Origin of the sequence: Pseudomonas pergaminensis (assembly GCF_024112395.2) — a bacterium.
Taxonomy (GTDB): Bacteria; Pseudomonadota; Gammaproteobacteria; order Pseudomonadales; family Pseudomonadaceae; genus Aquipseudomonas; species Aquipseudomonas pergaminensis.
Map to the genome: position 1 here is coordinate 3637361 of NZ_CP078013.2, position 15096 is coordinate 3652456.

Consider the following 15096-nt stretch of genomic DNA (forward strand, 5'->3'; position numbering starts at 1 on the left):
TTCCCGCGCCGTTGCGGCGCGGGACATAAGACCTTACAGGTCAGTGATTTCCTTGTGACGCGGCACCAGCGTCTTCATCACGCTCCAGGCCACCAGGTAGGCCAGTGCGCAGATGGCGAACATGATCATGTAGCCGGTGTGAATGTCGCCGACGGACTTGTAGTAGTCGAACACCCAACCGCCGATCTTGGTCATGACCACGCCACCCAGGCCGCCGGCCATGCCGCCGATACCGACCACCGAGGCCACGGTTTTCTGCGGGAACATGTCCGACACCGTGGTGAAGATGTTGCATGACCACGCCTGGTGCGCCGAGGCGCCCACGCCAATCAGCAATACCGGCACCCAGAAGCTGATATAGCCCAATGGCTGCGCCAGCAACACCACCAGCGGGAACAGCGCGATCACCAACATGGCTTTCATACGGCCATCGTAGGGCGCATCACCGCGTGCCATGAAGTAGCTCGGGAACCAGCCGCCGCCGATACTGCCGACCATGGTCATGCTGTACAGCACCGCCAGCGGCATCACGATATCGGCGCCTTTCATGCCGTATTGCGCCGACAGATAGGTGGGCAGCCAGAACAGGAAGAACCACCACACACCGTCGGTCATGAACTTACCGAAGGCAAAGGCCCAGGTCTGGCGATAGGTGAGCAACTTGAACCACGAGACTTTCTTCTGCACCGCGCCCGCCGCTGCCGGGGTGAAGGGCTCCACGGTCTGGTCGCTGCGGATGTACGCCAGTTCGGCGGGCGACAGGCGTTTTTGCTCATCGGGCTTCTTGTAGAGTGCAATCCACACCGCGACCCACACAAAACCCAACGCACCAATCACGATAAACGCCGCTTCCCAGCCCCAGAGCCCCGCGATCAACGGCACGCAGATCGGTGCCAGGATCGCGCCCACGTTGGCGCCGGAGTTGAAGATACCCGTGGCCAAGGAGCGTTCTTTCTTGGGGAAGTACTCGGCGGTGGCCTTGATCGCAATCGGGAAGTTACCCGCCTCGCCAATCGCCAATACCGCGCGGGATAGCATGAAGCCGGCAATCGACACCGGGATCACCGCCAGGCCTATCGCCCCGCTGATGGCGGCGATGCCCTCGCCCATCGGCACCGAGAACGCATGCATGACGGCGCCCGTGGACCAGATACCAATCGCCACCACATAAGCCGCCTTGGTGCCGATCTTGTCGACAAAGCGCCCGGCGAACAGCATGGAGATCGCGTAGACAAACTGGAACACCGCCGCGATATTGGCGTAATCGGTGTTACTCCAGCCAAATTGCGTGGACAACTGAGGGGCCAAGAGACTGAGCACCTGGCGGTCGAGATAGTTGACGGTAGTCGCGAAGAACAGCATCGCGCAGATGGTCCAGCGATAGTTGCCTACAGCTTGGCCAACGCGGTGAGCGTTGATGGGCTCGTTCAAGTTCATGGCATCACTTTTTATTTTTGTTAGGTAGGACACATGTAACGTCATATGTCGTCGTACAACTGCGACTTTTATATCGGGACGCCTGAACGCTGTCAATCTGAAAGATTGCCGTTTATCGAGGTATTGCTCGGGTATGTGAAATGTCAGGCAAAAGCAGTTGTAGGATGACGAACGCGTAGTACCAGGCTGGGTGCCTGGCCCGGCACATCATCGAGGGTACCGAAAGGCTGCATGCCGATCTTTTCCAGCACGCGGATGGATGCCGCGTGATCCGGCCGTACCAACCCGAACACTTCGGGCAAGCCAAGTGTTTCGAAGGCCAGCTTCAATGCATCACGGCCCAACTCGGTGGCGTAGCCCTGCCCCCAGGCTTGCACCGCAAACCGATAACCCAGGTTGATGCGTCTTTCGGTCAGGTAGTCCATCGGCGCGATTCCACCAAAGCCGATGATGTGATCCGGCGCTTCGACGCGTGCAATCGCCCACCAGCCGTAGCCTTGGGTAGCCCACTGTTTGAGCCAGTGATCGAGCAGGCGTTGTGCACCCTCCAGGCTGGCCATGGGGCCGGCGGGGTTGAACAGGTTGGTCTGCGGATCGCCGTAGATCGCGAACAATCGCTGCACGTCACCGGGTTGTGGGCGACGGTAGGTCAGTCGCGAGGCAGCAGCGGGCATTCGGTTTTCTCCTGGGTAAACCTGTGAAGTTCAATGCATGTGCAAAAAAACGCAAAAAGTGGTGAATTATTTCATGTCCGCTTGTATCTGAACTGACAGAGCGGTGCCATCGCAACGATGGCACCTCCCCTGTTCTGCTTTAGAGTGTCCCGCATGAAATTACGTAAGAAAAGCGTCAAGCCCATCGGATTGAAAGACATCACCATCGTCGACGACACCAAAGTGCGCAAGGCGATCACCGCCGCCGCACTGGGTAATGCCATGGAATGGTTCGACTTTGGCGTCTACGGTTTCGTCGCCTATGTGCTCGGCAAGGTGTTCTTCCCCGACGCCTCGCCCAGCGTACAAATGATCGCTGCACTCGGCACGTTCTCGGTGCCGTTCCTGATCCGTCCCCTGGGTGGCCTGTTCTTCGGCGCCCTGGGCGATAAATACGGACGGCAAAAGGTCCTCGCCGCGACCATCGTGATCATGTCCCTGAGCACCTTTGCCATCGGCCTGATCCCCTCCTACGCCTCCATCGGTATCTGGGCGCCGATTTTGCTGTTGCTGTGCAAAATGGCCCAGGGTTTCTCGGTGGGTGGTGAATACACCGGCGCCTCGATCTTCGTCGCCGAGTATGCCCCGGACCGCAAGCGTGGCTTCCTCGGCAGTTGGCTGGACTTCGGATCGATCGCCGGTTTCGTGCTGGGCGCCGGCGTTGTCGTGCTGATCTCAAGCATATTGGGCGAAGCTGACTTTGAGTCATGGGGCTGGCGCCTGCCGTTCTTCCTTGCCCTGCCCCTGGGCATTATCGGCCTGTACCTGCGTCATGCGCTGGAAGAGACCCCAGCCTTCCAGCAGCACATGGACAAAATGGAGCAAGGCGACCGCGAAGGCCTGACCCACGGCCCCAAAGTCTCGTTCAAGGAAGTGGCGACCAAGCACTGGCGCAGCCTGCTGACCTGCATCGGCATCGTGGCGGCGACCAACGTGACGTACTACATGTTGCTCACCTACATGCCGAGCTACCTGTCGCACAACCTGCACTACAAAGAAAACAGCGGCGTGCTGATCATCATCGCGATCATGGTCGGCATGCTGTTCGTGCAGCCGTTCATTGGTTTCATCAGTGACAAGATCGGCCGCAAGCCCTTCATCATCGCCGGCAGTATCGGCCTGTTGTTCCTGTCCATCCCGGCGTTCATGTTGATCACCAGCGGCAAGATCGGCCTGATCTTCGCGGGCTTGCTGATCCTCGCCGTGATCCTCAACTTCTTCATCGGCGTGATGGCTTCGACGCTGCCCGCAATGTTCCCGACTCACCTGCGCTACAGCGCGTTGGCCAGTGCGTTCAACGTGTCGGTGCTGATTGCTGGCGTGACCCCGACCGCCGTAGCCTGGTTGGTGGAAAGCACCAATGATCTGTACATGCCCGCCTACTACCTGATGGTGTTTGCCGTGGTCGGCCTGGTCACCGGCCTGACCATGAAGGAAACTGCCAACAAGCCACTGCGTGGCGCAGCGCCGGCCGCTTCGGACATGGAAGAAGCCAAGGAACTGCTGCAGGAGCATCACGACAATATCGAGCAGAAGATCGAAGACATCGATGCCGAGATTGCCGAATTGGAAGCCAAGCGTAAGAATCTCGTCGAGCAGCATCCGCGCATCAACTAACGCCTGAAAGCGCGGGGTGGCCCAGGCCACCCCGCTACTGGAGTGTCCTCATGGTTCCAAGCGTCACCGCCTCACAGTCCTTGCTCAGCGCCGATGAACGCGCTGCCATCGCCGAAATAGAAGCTACCACCAGCATCCTGCAACTGGTCACCCGCCTGACGGGGATGCGCTTTGCCGGCATCGCCAAATTCACCGACCTGGAATGGGTAGTCTGCTCGGTGCACGACACCGTGGACATGGGCCTCCATGTCGACGATGTGCTCGATCTGGAAACCACCTTGTGCAGCGAATTCTGCATCAACCCGCAAACCCTGTTCATCCCGCAGATCAGCCAGAACGGCCGCTTCGCCGCCCGCCCGGTGGTCAAGCAATTCGCCATTGAGAGCTATGCCGGCGCGCCGATCTTCTTGCCCGACGGTCGGCTGTTTGGCGCTCTGTGTGCGCTGGACTCTCGGGCGATGCTATTCGAGGACCCCAACCTGCCGGAAACCCTGAGCCTGTTTGCGCGGCTGATTGGGTGCATATTCTTTGCTAATTTGACGTCCGATCATTGACCTCGGTCCTGCCACGCAGCGCCGTGATATCACGTTTGGGTGGCACCCCAAACAACCGGCCGTATTCGCGACTGAACTGAGAGGGGCTTTCATAGCCCACCTTGAAAGCCGCGCTGGACACGTCCTGATGCTCGTTCAACATCAAGCGCCGCGCCTCGTTAAGGCGCAGCCACTTCTGATACTGCAACGGGCTCATCGCCGTCAGTTGGCGAAAGTGGTGGTGAAACGTCGCTGCGCTCATTTGCACGCGCGCGGCCAACTCCTCCACGCGCAATGCCGTGGTGTAGTTGAGCTTCAGCCAATCGATGGCCTTGGCAATCCGATACCCCTGGCCGTCGACGGAGCAGATCTGGCGCAATCGGTTCGCCTGGTCGCTTTTCAGTAGCCGGTAATGGATTTCGCGCTGAATCAAAGGCGCTAGCACCGGGATGGCTTCAGGCTCGTCGAGCAGCGCCACCAGGCGCGCAAACGATGCCAGCATGCCCTCGGTCACCGTGCCAATACCCACGCCCTTCAACACTGCCCGCTCCCGCGTTGGCGGTAGCTCACTCTGGGCGATCAGCTCGGCCAATATGCGCAAGTCCAGCTTGAAAGTGAGCCCCAGGCACGGTTGCTCTGGGCTGGCCGCCAGCACTTCGGAGTTGGCGGGAATGTCCAGGGAGGTCACCAGGAAGCGTGACGTGTCATACGGGTAGCCCTCGCCACCGACCCACAACTGCTTTTCACCCTGGGCAACCAGCACGATGCACGGTTCCACCATGCACACGACGGGAGTTGCAGGCTGATCACGATGATAAAAACCCAGGCCCGGAATCGGCATGGGGTAGTCACCGGGCGCGTGCACGCGCGAGCCGATGGCCTGGATCAGCGCATTCAAGGATGTTTGATGAGTGGTCATTACAGGCTCTTTCCTCTCTTCTTCGGACTTTACCCCGTCGCGCCCATGGCCGTCCCCGGCAAACTACAAGACTCAGAGGATCAGGCAAGTATTCCAGTCAAACGCACTACAGAACCCTGCTCTCACTCGGGAAAATGCGCGGACCAACCTTCTCGAGGAACCCCCGATGAAAAGCCTCTTGCTCACCCTGAGTTTGCTGGTGACCTCAATGTCGACACTGGGAGCCGATATGTCCAATGGTGCTAACAACTTCTACCAAAGCGAGCGGGTGACCGTCGAAAAAGTCACCTTCAACAATCAATATGGCATGACGGTTGCAGGCAACTTGTTTGTGCCCAAGCACCTTGCCCCCTCTTCAAAAAATGCGGCAATCATCGTGGGCCACCCGATGGGCGCCGTCAAAGAACAGAGCGCGAATCTGTATGCCACCAAAATGGCCGAGCAGGGCTTTGTCACCCTTTCCTTGGACTTGTCGTTCTGGGGCGCAAGCGCTGGCGAGCCGCGCAATGCCGTGTTGCCCGATCTTTACAGTGAAGCGTTCAGCGCCGCCGTGGATTACCTCGGCACCCGCCCGATGGTCGACCGCGAGCGCATCGGCGTGATTGGCATCTGCGGCAGCGGCAGCTTTGCCATCGCAGCGGCAAAGATCGACCCGCGCCTCAAAGCCATCGCTACGGTGAGTATGTACGACATGGGCGCAGCCAACCGTAACGGCCTTAAACGCGGCGTGACCTTGGCGCAGCGCCAGCAAGTAATGCTGCAAGCCGCCAACCAGCGTTATGTGGAGTTCCAGGGTGGCAACACCGTCTACACCGGCGGCACGCCTCAGGCCCTGACCGGCGATGCAGTGGGCGATGAGTTCTACGACTTCTATCGCACGCCGCGTGGTGCGTTCACCCCGGCGGGTGCCTCGCCGCAAAACACCACACGGCCGACGATGACCAGCAACGTTAAGTTCATAAATTTCTACCCGTTCAACGACATCGAGACGCTTTCCCCACGACCACTGCTGTTGATTGCCGGTGCCAATGCCCATTCACTTGAGTTCAGCGAGGACGCCTACCAGCGTGCTGCCGAGCCCAAGGAACTGGTGATCATCCCGGATGCCGGCCATGTGGACCTGTACGACCGAGTCAGCCTGATCCCGTTCGACAAGCTGACCAGCTTTTTCAGGAGCAACTTGAAGTGATCTCCGACACCCCGAAAAACTGGGGCGCTGTGCTCGCGATGTCCCTGGCCGCCTTTGCCCTGGTGGCGTCCGAGTTCATGCCCGTAAGCCTGCTCACGCCCCTGGCGGCCGACTTGCAGATTACCGAGGGGCAAGCCGGCCAGGGCATTTCGGTGTCTGGTCTGTTTGCGTTGCTTACCAGCCTGCTGATCGCAGGCGTAGCGGCGCGGGTCGAGCGCAAGCGCCTCTTGCTGGCCTTGACCGTGCTGATGATCGTTTCTGGCACTGTGGTGGCGCTGGCACCGAATTACCCGGTGTTCATGCTTGGCCGTGCGTTAATCGGCGTGGCCATCGGCGGCTTTTGGTCATTGTCGGCCGCCACGGCCATGCGCCTGGTGCCTGAGCCCCAGGTGCCGCGTGCGCTGGCGATCGTCAATGGTGGCAACGCTTTGGCGACGGTGATCGCCGCGCCATTGGGCAGTTTTGTCGGCGGCTTGATCGGCTGGCGCGGGGCGTTCTTTTGCGTCGTCCCCGTCGCGACGTTGGCAGCGGCCTGGTTGATGATCAGCCTGCCTTCAATCAAGGCTCAAGGCGTCGCCAAAAACACCAGCCTGCTGCACTTGATGAAACGCACGCCGGTGGCCTTGGGCATGCTGGCGGTGAGTGTGTTTTTCATGGGCCAGTTTATGTTGTTCACCTACCTGCGGCCGTTTCTGGAGGCCGTCACCCAGGTAAGTGCGTCCGGACTGCCGTTGATCTTGCTGGTGCTGGGATTGGCTGGTTTTGCGGGGACGTTGGTGATTGAGCGCTTCCTGAAAAAAAGCCTGTTTCTGACGCTGGGCATTATTCCGCTGGTGATGGCCGGGATTGCGCTGGCGCTGGTCGTGTTTGGCAGTTCCACAGTGATAACCACGCTATTACTGGGGCTCTGGGGCCTGGTCGCCACCGCCGCCCCCGTGGGTTGGTGGACCTGGCTGTCAAAAACCCTGCCCGACGACGCCGAGACAGGGGGTGGCTTGATGGTGGCGATCATCCAACTGGCGATCGCTTCCGGCGCTATCGTGGGCGGCCTGATGTTCGACCTGAGCGGGTATCAGGCGACATTCGAGTTGAGTGCTGCGGTGCTGAGCGTCGCGGCCCTATTGACGTGGTTGGCAACGCGCGCCAGCAGCCCCCCTCCCCGGCGGTCTAATTGTTTTGCCAGAGCTGCCGATAACAAGGGACACCCCTGACCAGCAGCGACTCCCTGCGGGAAACTATGCCGAACGCTCTCGCCCCTATCGTCCGCTCGCTTTCCGATCGCACCAGTCTGTCGCTGGCGCGCACCTCACTCTTCAGGTTCATGGCCTTGCTGGCTGTGGTGTTTGCCGCCGCGGCCTACTCGTTGGTCTATCTGGCCCATGAACTGGACCGCTCCGAGCAGGTTGAAAGCGCGTTCTATACCCGCAAAGCCGTGCAGTCGCTGGAAAAGTCCCTGCGGGTGACGGTCAAGGACTACGCCTTCTGGAGTGACGCCTACAAGCATTTGCATATGACGGTAGACGCTGATTGGGCCTTTGTCCGTGGCAACATCGGCGCCACGCTGTTCGATGATTTCGGCTTTCAAGGCCTGTTCGTGGTCGACGACGCCGACCGCACGGTGTATGCCGTCGTTGACGGCCAGTTACAGACCGTCGAACTCAACCAGTGGCTCGGTGGCCCCATCACCGAGATTCTTGAGCAGGCTCGCGCGGGCGCAGACAATGAGACACCCGCCACGGCCTTTATCAACGTGCACGGCAGCCCTGCACTGGTAGCTGCCGCCGCCATCACCCCCGGTACCGACCCCACGGTGTTGCCCGACGGCCGGACAGCGTCGGTGCTGATCTTTATCGACATTCTCGACAGCGCCAAACTGGCGGTGATCGGCGATGAATTCGGCGTGGACAAACTGCACGTCGCCACCGCCGATGAAATCGGCAAGACCTTGCTCTTCCCCCTCGGCGACAACGGCTCGGCCGGCAGCCTCCACTGGGAGCCGGCTCGTCCAGGCTTGCGCCTGATGGGCGTAGGCCTGCCGCTGCTGGGCCTGGCTGCGCTGCTGGTGTGCGTGATGAGCTGGGTCATTTCGCGGCGCACCACCGCCGCCGCGCTGGCCCTTGATGCCAGCCACTCGTCGCTGCAAAACAGCCAGAATGCCCTGGCCACCAGCGAAGCACGCTTTCGCGATGTGGTGGAGGCCAGCTCCGACTGGGTGTGGGAAATCGATGCCGGTTGGCGTTTTACTTACCTGTCGGAGCGCTTCGAAAACGTCACCGGACTGGCCCGGCAAACCTGGATCGGCGCCACGATGAACGACCTGCTGGAGACCGACGGCGGCCTGCTGTCTCAATGGCTGAGCATGCCAGGCCGACGTCCCGATATCAGCGTGCAATGCCGCTATCGCGATGCCGACAGACAGGAACGCACCACGCGCCTGTCTGCGCGGCAGATGCCCTGCGGCGGGTTTCGAGGCACGGCAACCGACGTGACCGAAGAGGTCGAAGCCCGGCGGCGCATCGAGTTCCTGTCCCAACACGACGCTCTCACCGGGTTGCCCAATCGCACGCGCCTGCAAGCGTTCCTCGGCGGCAAGTTGAAGGCGCTGGCCACGTCGGGGCGACCGTTAGTCATGCTCAGCCTGGACCTGGACCGCTTCAAGCCGGTCAATGACCTCCTCGGGCACGCCGCTGGCGACCGCGTGCTCAACGCCGTCTCAGGCCGCCTGGCGGCCTGTGTGCGCCATGGGGATCTGGTCGCTCGAGTGGGCGGTGACGAGTTTGTGTTGATTCTCACCGAGGCAGGCACCCAGGGGGAAGTCGAGGCGCTGTGCAGGCGGTTGATCGATTCGATCGAACAGGCCATCCGCATCGACGAACAGGAAGTGTTCATCAGCGCCAGCATCGGCATTGCCCTCGCGCCCAACGACGCCAGCGAGGTCACCGAGTTGCTGCGTTATGCCGATATTGCGCTGTACGAGGCCAAATCTGCCGGTCGCAATACCTGGCGTTTTTATTCAGGGGAAATGAATGCCCGCATCATTGAGCGTCGCCGTCTGGAAAGTGACCTGCGCTATGCGATCAAGCACGGGGAACTGCGCCTGCACTTCCAACCGCGCTACCGCATCGCCGATGGGCAGATGGTGGGTGCCGAAGCACTGGTTCGCTGGCAGCATCCGGACCGTGGCCTGATTGCACCGGACACCTTCATCGCGATTGCCGAGGAGTCGGGGTTGATACTCTCGCTGAGCGACTGGGTACTGAAAACCGCCTGTGCCTGTGCCGCCGCCTGGCCGGATCACTTGTTTGTGTCGGTAAACCTCTCACCCACGGAATTCAAGCGCGGCGACCTGGTGGAGCGTATACGGCGAGCCCTGGACAGCGCCGGCATCCACCCCACGCGGGTGGAACTGGAAATCACCGAAAGCGTGATGCTCGAAGATGCCGTCGGCGCACTGGCAATCATGCACACCCTGAAGCACCTGGGCATTCGCATCGCCATGGATGACTTCGGCACCGGCTATTCCTCCCTGAGCTATCTGCGCGAATTCCCGTTCGACGGCCTCAAGATTGATCGCACGTTCCTGAGCCGGCTTGAGCAAAGTGAAGACGACAAGGCCATCATCCAGGCCATCGTCGGCCTGGGGCGCGCGTTGTCGTTGACCGTCACGGCCGAGGGCATTGAGACGGCTGAACACCTGGCAATGCTCAAGGCGGTGGACTGTGAGGAAGGCCAGGGCTACTTTCTCAGCCACCCGCTGGACCTCGAGGCGTTCAACAGCCTGTTGGACGTGCACGCCGGCCTGGTGCACTCATAACGCGCGGCTGACCGGCTCTACCTGAAGAAATGACTCGGCGTCTTGCCGAACTGTTTCTTGAACATGCTGGTAAACGCACTGGGGCTTTCATAGCCCAGTTCCAGGGCGATATCGATCACCTTCTCGCCCACCGCAATCCTCTCCAATGCCAGCAGCAGCCGCGCCTGCTGGCGCCACTGGCCGAAGGTCATGCCGGTTTCCTTGCGGAACAGGCGCTGGATGGTTTTCTGATCCAGGTTCAGGCGCTCACTCCAGTGGGCGACAGTGGAGGCGTCGCCGGGCTCTTCCTGCAACGCGAGGCAAATGCGCTGCAGGCGCGGGTCGGCGGGCTGGGGCAAGGACAGTGGCAAGGCCGGCAGGATGGCGAGTTCGTCGAGGATCAGGTGCATGATCCGCGCATCCCGCGAGTCCTCGGCATACGGTGGCTTGAGGCTGACCGACGCCTTGATCAGCTCGCTCAACAAAGGTGAGATGCTGACCGTCTTCGGCTCGCCGGGCATGTTCGGGAAGCGATCCGGGCGCACGAATACGCTGCGCATTTTCAGCGTGCCCACACAGCGCAGGGAATGCACTTGGCCGGCGGGCATCCAGATTCCGCGATTGGGCGGCACCGTCCGTTGGTTAAGCGCCGAGTACACCACCATCACGCCTTCGATGGCGTAGAGCAGTTGGTGTTTCTCGTGGCTGTGTTCGGGGATCACCCAGTTTTCCGGGTAGTCGGTGGCAGAACTGATGACCGCCCAAGCGCCTTCGTTGATTTCCTGCAAGAATTCATTGAGTGGTTTAATCATTTCGCCCTTTTTGCGATGGTTGTCGCCCGAATTACGCGAGACAGGCATTCCTGACGAATCTAGCATGAACGCCGAATCATTTTGTAATGGATGGCGACCTTAAGAAGTTGCCGCCTCTGATTAGCTGCCTTGTATGGAATGCCTGCATGTCGACCCTCACCGCGTCACCCGCCGCTGCAACCACCACACCCCAAGCCAGCCCTTTGGTCATGCGTGTTCTCGGCGCCTGCGCCCTGGCGCATTTGATCAATGACCTGATCCAGGCTGTGCTGCCGTCGATCTACCCAATGCTCAAGGCCAACTACGGCCTGTCGTTTACCCAGGTAGGCCTGATCACCCTGACGTTCCAGCTGACCGCATCCCTGCTGCAGCCGTGGATCGGCTACCACACCGATCGCCACCCGAAACCCTGGCTGCTGCCGGCGGGCATGGTCTGCACCTTGATCGGCATTCTGATGCTGGCGTTTGTCGGCACGTTCCCAGCGATTCTGCTCGCAGCAGGCCTGGTGGGCGTCGGCTCGTCGACCTTCCACCCGGAAACCTCCCGCGTTGCGCGCCTGGCGTCCGGCGGTCGCTACGGCCTGGCGCAATCCACCTTCCAGGTCGGCGGCAACACCGGCAGTGCTTTCGGCCCGTTGCTGGCGGCCGCGATCATCATTCCTTACGGCCAGGGCAATATCGCCTGGTTCGGGTTGTTTGCAGTGTTCGCCATCTTGGTGCTTTACGGTTTGAGCCGCTGGTACCGCAACCACCTCAACCTGTTCAAGCTCAAGCAAGGCGGCAAAGCCACCCACGGCTTGTCCAAGGGCCGCGTGACCTTCGCCCTGGTGGTGCTGGCCGTGCTGGTGTTCTCCAAATACTGGTACATGACCAGCCTGACCAGCTACTTCACGTTCTACCTGATCGAGAAATTCCAGCTGTCGGTCGCAAGCTCCCAGATGTACCTGTTCCTGTTCCTCGGCGCCGTGGCCGTCGGCACCTTCGCCGGCGGCCCGATCGGCGACAAGATCGGCCGTAAGAAAGTCATCTGGTTCTCAATCCTCGGTGCCGCGCCGTTCACCCTGGCCCTGCCCTACGTCGACCTGTTCTGGACGGCGGTGTTGAGCGTGGTGATCGGCTTTATCATCGCGTCGGCCTTCTCGGCCATCGTGGTGTATGCCCAGGAACTGGTGCCGGGTAACGTGGGCATGATCGCCGGGATCTTCTTCGGCCTGATGTTCGGGTTCAGCGGGATTGGTGCGGCGTTGCTCGGTTTGCTCGCTGATACCCACGGTATCGAGTACGTCTACAAGCTGTGTTCGTTCCTGCCGCTGGTGGGCATCCTCACGGTCTTGCTGCCCACGACCAAGGGCGCCTGACCTGCCGATCATCGCCTGGCCGTGTGCCATCACGATGAAAGCTCTGAAAAACCTGCGTGTGCGCTTACAATCCCGGTTCTAAACGCACACCAGGCAGACCCGGCAAGAAATGACGCTCGACCCTCCTACGATTTTGGCACTCACCGTTGCCCTGGCAGCCGCTGCCGCCCTGTATCTGGCCGTTGAATGGCGCAGTGTGCGCGAACCTTCGCTGCTGTACTGGAGCGCCGGCTTCGCCACCATCACCGTCGGCTCCACCCTCGCGCTGCTGCGCCTCAATGGCTTCTTGATGATTGGCATCTGGTTCGCCAATGGCTTGCTGGTGACCGCGCACTTTCTGTTTTTGCTCGGCGTGGCGCGGTTCACCCAAGTGCGCCTGTCGCCGCTGTGGCTGCTGATGTTGGTGGTCTGGCTGGGCATGTTGGCGCTGCCGGCCGATCTGCCGTGGTCCAAAGCCATGCTGGGCGTACAGTCGCTGCTGGTGGCATTGCCGACCTTGCGCGCCAGCTTCCTGCTACGGCCCCACGGCAAATCCTTGAGCATCGGCGCGGTGCAGTTGCGCTATGTACTGCTGATCCACGGGGCGTTCTATGTGGCCAAGGCACTGTCGGTGCTGGTCCCCGGCACCTTGATCGACCTCGCCGCCTTCAAGGGCGAGATCATTCAGGTCTCCCTGGTGGAAGGCGCCATGGCGATCATGCTGATTGCATTGTCGATGACCGGCTCCGAACGCTACCGCCGCGAACAACAGATCGCCCGCCTTGCCGCCCGCGACCCACTGACCGCGCTGTACAACCGCCGCGCCCTCGACCTGCGCGCACCGCGCCTGCTGGCCCAAGTGTCGCCGGCGCAACCGGGTGCGCTGCTGCTGATCGACATCGACAACTTCAAATCGGTCAACGACCTCCACGGCCATACCGCCGGCGACCGTTTGCTGATCGCCTTGAGCGAGATGATCCGCGGCGTGGTGCCCCACGGCGCGCTGGCGGCACGCCTGGGCGGGGATGAATTCGTGATCCTGCTCAACCCGGCCTCCACCGAACAGATCGTCGAACTGGGCAGCAGCCTGCGCGACCAGTTTCACCAACTGGCCTCGCAAACCTTCAACACGCCGGCGCCGGTGACCCTGAGCATCGGCGCCAACCTGTTCGATCAACCGCCGCCAAGCCTGGCGGCGTTGATTGAGCAAGGCGATACCACGCTGTATGAGTCCAAGCGGGGTGGGCGGGATAGCATCCGCCTTGTCGACCGCACGGGTTCAAGCTCCTACGGTTAAAGGTCGTAACTGACCGCCACGCACGCCCAGTCCTCACCGACTCCAACGCACAGCTCGCCAAATAGTTCCTGGTGACGGTCCATCAGGCAGACCGAGTCGACGCCATCGCCAGCAAGCCAGCGCCTACAAAACCGCGTACCCACCGCGTACCCACGATGCGAAGCGAGCCGCTCTTGATCTTGATCTTGATCTTGATCTGGCTTTTGATCTCGCTTTTGATCTTAGGCGCCCCATCAAACACGCTGGCCGGAATTCGACAGGGATTTGGGGGGTAAACCGGCAGGGATGCCGGTTTAGCCGCCCCGCGCCATGGATGGCGCGTGGCGGCGGCCCCCCAAATACCTGTCGGATTACGGGCACACCGAGCCTAGGCGAGGTGCCGAGTGTTGGGGCAAGAGCCCTTTGCTTACTTTGGGGCTTTTCCAAAGTGAGCCGCCGTAAGGGCGGAACCAATAGAAGCCTTTACCTAAATAACGGATATGTACCCGATCAGATCCAACATCCAGGTCGGCTGTCAGGCCGCCTTCGCAGGCAAGCCAGCTCCCACATTTGGATTGCGGGGTGACAGTTAGATTGTGGTCGTCCATACGAGCGCTGGCGGGAGCAAGCTCCCTCGCCACAGGTCCAGCGCCGTACTCAGAACTGTATAGATACCTATGCCCTGAAGGCCTACCCCTCAGCCGGCGCCGACAATTACGTCAGAGCAAACCGCCCGCTACCAACCCACCCAACCCGAACAGACACACCGTACCAGCCGCATAGGCAAGCGTGCGCCAAGGCTGCCATCCGCCCAAATACAGCAGCGTATGCGCCACGCGCGACAAGGTAAAACCGCCGAACAGCCCGGCAGTCACCCCGCTGGGCGTGCCCAACACCACACACAACCCGCCCATCACAAAAAACAGCGGAATATTCTCCAGGTCATTCGCCCACGCCTTGCCCGCCCTCACCACCTGCGGCAGTTCCTCTGCCTGCGCGGCGCAGCTGAAGAACGCGGCATCCTCCCGATTAGTAAACGCCCGCGCCCGTAGCCGAAAGCCTCCCTGATAACAGGAAATCGCAAACATCTTCAGGCACAGCAACAGCACGCACAGTGCGTAGACCTGCAGAAGCTCACTCATCTGCGCCACCCCGCACCACCAGATAAAGCAACGGCCCCACCGACACAAACACCGCCGTGAGCAAAAAATACCGCACCACTGACGCCACCGACCGACCGCGACGCTGCGTGTCCCGGTACATCCACACGCACGCCAGCACCGCCATCAGGTACAGGTCGATCACCACTTGCGCGGTGTCCGGCCGTGACAGCAGTTCCTGTCCAAAGGCCAGCAGCGACTGCTCAGCCGTGAGCATCGTCGCCAGGGTGTACAGCGAAAACCCGAGCAAACCAGCCAGGGCAACATAGGGTCTTTTCATGGTCGCGTCCTTGAGGTGATAAAGGCCCAC

13 protein-coding genes are annotated in these 15096 nt (G+C 60.9%); 7 read left to right on the top strand and 6 right to left on the bottom strand.

Going from position 1 to position 15096, the window contains the following annotated elements:
* Nucleotides 1-33: 33 nt before the first annotated feature.
* Together KUA23_RS16410 and KUA23_RS16415 are read right to left on the bottom strand one after the other, a co-directional pair.
* Entirely contained in the window at nucleotides 34-1437 is a 1404-nt protein-coding gene (locus tag KUA23_RS16410; RefSeq protein ID WP_078048680.1) for an MFS transporter, read from the bottom strand.
* A gap of 143 nt (nucleotides 1438-1580) precedes the next feature.
* A complete protein-coding gene (locus KUA23_RS16415; RefSeq protein WP_252992431.1) occupies nucleotides 1581-2111 on the bottom strand; it encodes a GNAT family N-acetyltransferase in 531 nt (176 codons plus the stop codon).
* Nucleotides 2112-2264: 153 nt separating this feature from the next.
* Between KUA23_RS16415 and proP the strand changes: the two genes are divergently transcribed.
* A complete protein-coding gene (proP, locus tag KUA23_RS16420) occupies nucleotides 2265-3767 on the top strand; it encodes a glycine betaine/L-proline transporter ProP (protein ID WP_078048683.1) in 1503 nt (500 codons plus the stop codon).
* A 50-nt stretch (nucleotides 3768-3817) separates the two neighbouring features.
* Nucleotides 3818-4321 carry a GAF domain-containing protein gene (locus tag KUA23_RS16425; RefSeq protein ID WP_078048684.1) on the top strand — a complete coding sequence of 168 codons (504 nt, stop codon included), beginning with the start codon at nucleotides 3818-3820 and terminating at the stop codon, nucleotides 4319-4321.
* Here KUA23_RS16425 and KUA23_RS16430 read toward each other — a convergent pair.
* Nucleotides 4299-5219 carry an AraC family transcriptional regulator gene (locus KUA23_RS16430; protein ID WP_078048685.1) on the bottom strand — a complete coding sequence of 307 codons (921 nt, stop codon included), beginning with the start codon at nucleotides 5217-5219 and terminating at the stop codon, nucleotides 4299-4301. The two genes, KUA23_RS16425 and KUA23_RS16430, sit on opposite strands and share 23 nt — an antisense overlap.
* 166 nt (nucleotides 5220-5385) lie before the next feature.
* On the opposite strand from KUA23_RS16430, the gene KUA23_RS16435 reads away from it, so the two are divergent.
* Genes KUA23_RS16435 through KUA23_RS16445 form a run of 3 tightly spaced genes read left to right on the top strand, consistent with a single transcriptional unit; the run spans nucleotide 5386 to nucleotide 10222 of the window.
* Complete coding sequence (locus KUA23_RS16435; protein WP_252992432.1) at nucleotides 5386-6408, top strand: alpha/beta hydrolase; 1023 nt, start codon at nucleotides 5386-5388, stop codon at nucleotides 6406-6408.
* Between the two features lie 38 nt (nucleotides 6409-6446).
* Nucleotides 6447-7619: an MFS transporter gene (locus KUA23_RS16440; protein WP_252994290.1), complete on the top strand. Its 1173-nt coding sequence runs from the start codon at nucleotides 6447-6449 to the stop codon at nucleotides 7617-7619.
* Nucleotides 7620-7645: 26 nt separating this feature from the next.
* Nucleotides 7646-10222, top strand: coding sequence for a bifunctional diguanylate cyclase/phosphodiesterase (locus tag KUA23_RS16445; protein WP_252992433.1), 2577 nt, complete (start codon nucleotides 7646-7648; stop codon nucleotides 10220-10222).
* Between the two features lie 17 nt (nucleotides 10223-10239).
* On the opposite strand, the gene KUA23_RS16450 is transcribed toward KUA23_RS16445, so the two are convergent.
* Nucleotides 10240-11061, bottom strand: a complete 822-nt coding sequence (locus KUA23_RS16450; protein ID WP_252992434.1) for an AraC family transcriptional regulator — start codon at nucleotides 11059-11061, stop codon at nucleotides 10240-10242.
* Nucleotides 11062-11159: 98 nt separating this feature from the next.
* Between KUA23_RS16450 and KUA23_RS16455 the strand changes: the two genes are divergently transcribed.
* Together KUA23_RS16455 and KUA23_RS16460 are read left to right on the top strand one after the other, a co-directional pair.
* The gene (locus tag KUA23_RS16455; RefSeq protein WP_078048690.1) at nucleotides 11160-12371 is read left to right on the top strand and encodes an MFS transporter; all 1212 of its coding nucleotides are present in this window, start codon (nucleotides 11160-11162) and stop codon (nucleotides 12369-12371) included.
* A gap of 109 nt (nucleotides 12372-12480) precedes the next feature.
* Complete coding sequence (locus KUA23_RS16460) at nucleotides 12481-13647, top strand: GGDEF domain-containing protein (protein WP_078048691.1); 1167 nt, start codon at nucleotides 12481-12483, stop codon at nucleotides 13645-13647.
* Between the two features lie 698 nt (nucleotides 13648-14345).
* Here the strand turns inward: KUA23_RS16460 and KUA23_RS16465 are convergent.
* Together KUA23_RS16465 and KUA23_RS16470 are read right to left on the bottom strand one after the other, a co-directional pair.
* Nucleotides 14346-14768 (bottom strand): MAPEG family protein, encoded by a 423-nt coding sequence (locus tag KUA23_RS16465; protein ID WP_252992435.1) that lies wholly within the window; start codon nucleotides 14766-14768, stop codon nucleotides 14346-14348.
* Nucleotides 14761-15066: a DUF2834 domain-containing protein gene (locus KUA23_RS16470; RefSeq protein WP_252992436.1), complete on the bottom strand. Its 306-nt coding sequence runs from the start codon at nucleotides 15064-15066 to the stop codon at nucleotides 14761-14763. The genes KUA23_RS16465 and KUA23_RS16470 overlap by 8 nt, the downstream gene beginning before the upstream one ends.
* Nucleotides 15067-15096: the final 30 nt, after the last annotated feature.

Excerpts from the sequence above, each read along its gene's own strand:
- KUA23_RS16410 (WP_078048680.1), bottom strand. The coding sequence starts at position 1,437 with ATGAACTTGAACGAGCCCATCAACGCTCACCGCGTTGGCCAAGCTGTA.
- KUA23_RS16415 (WP_252992431.1), bottom strand. The coding sequence starts at position 2,111 with ATGCCCGCTGCTGCCTCGCGACTGACCTACCGTCGCCCACAACCCGGT.
- proP (WP_078048683.1), top strand. The coding sequence starts at position 2,265 with ATGAAATTACGTAAGAAAAGCGTCAAGCCCATCGGATTGAAAGACATC.
- KUA23_RS16425 (WP_078048684.1), top strand. The coding sequence starts at position 3,818 with ATGGTTCCAAGCGTCACCGCCTCACAGTCCTTGCTCAGCGCCGATGAA.
- KUA23_RS16430 (WP_078048685.1), bottom strand. The coding sequence starts at position 5,219 with ATGACCACTCATCAAACATCCTTGAATGCGCTGATCCAGGCCATCGGC.
- KUA23_RS16435 (WP_252992432.1), top strand. The coding sequence starts at position 5,386 with ATGAAAAGCCTCTTGCTCACCCTGAGTTTGCTGGTGACCTCAATGTCG.
- KUA23_RS16440 (WP_252994290.1), top strand. The coding sequence starts at position 6,447 with ATGTCCCTGGCCGCCTTTGCCCTGGTGGCGTCCGAGTTCATGCCCGTA.
- KUA23_RS16445 (WP_252992433.1), top strand. The coding sequence starts at position 7,646 with ATGCCGAACGCTCTCGCCCCTATCGTCCGCTCGCTTTCCGATCGCACC.
- KUA23_RS16450 (WP_252992434.1), bottom strand. The coding sequence starts at position 11,061 with ATGCCTGTCTCGCGTAATTCGGGCGACAACCATCGCAAAAAGGGCGAA.
- KUA23_RS16455 (WP_078048690.1), top strand. The coding sequence starts at position 11,160 with ATGTCGACCCTCACCGCGTCACCCGCCGCTGCAACCACCACACCCCAA.
- KUA23_RS16460 (WP_078048691.1), top strand. The coding sequence starts at position 12,481 with ATGACGCTCGACCCTCCTACGATTTTGGCACTCACCGTTGCCCTGGCA.
- KUA23_RS16465 (WP_252992435.1), bottom strand. The coding sequence starts at position 14,768 with ATGAGTGAGCTTCTGCAGGTCTACGCACTGTGCGTGCTGTTGCTGTGC.
- KUA23_RS16470 (WP_252992436.1), bottom strand. The coding sequence starts at position 15,066 with ATGAAAAGACCCTATGTTGCCCTGGCTGGTTTGCTCGGGTTTTCGCTG.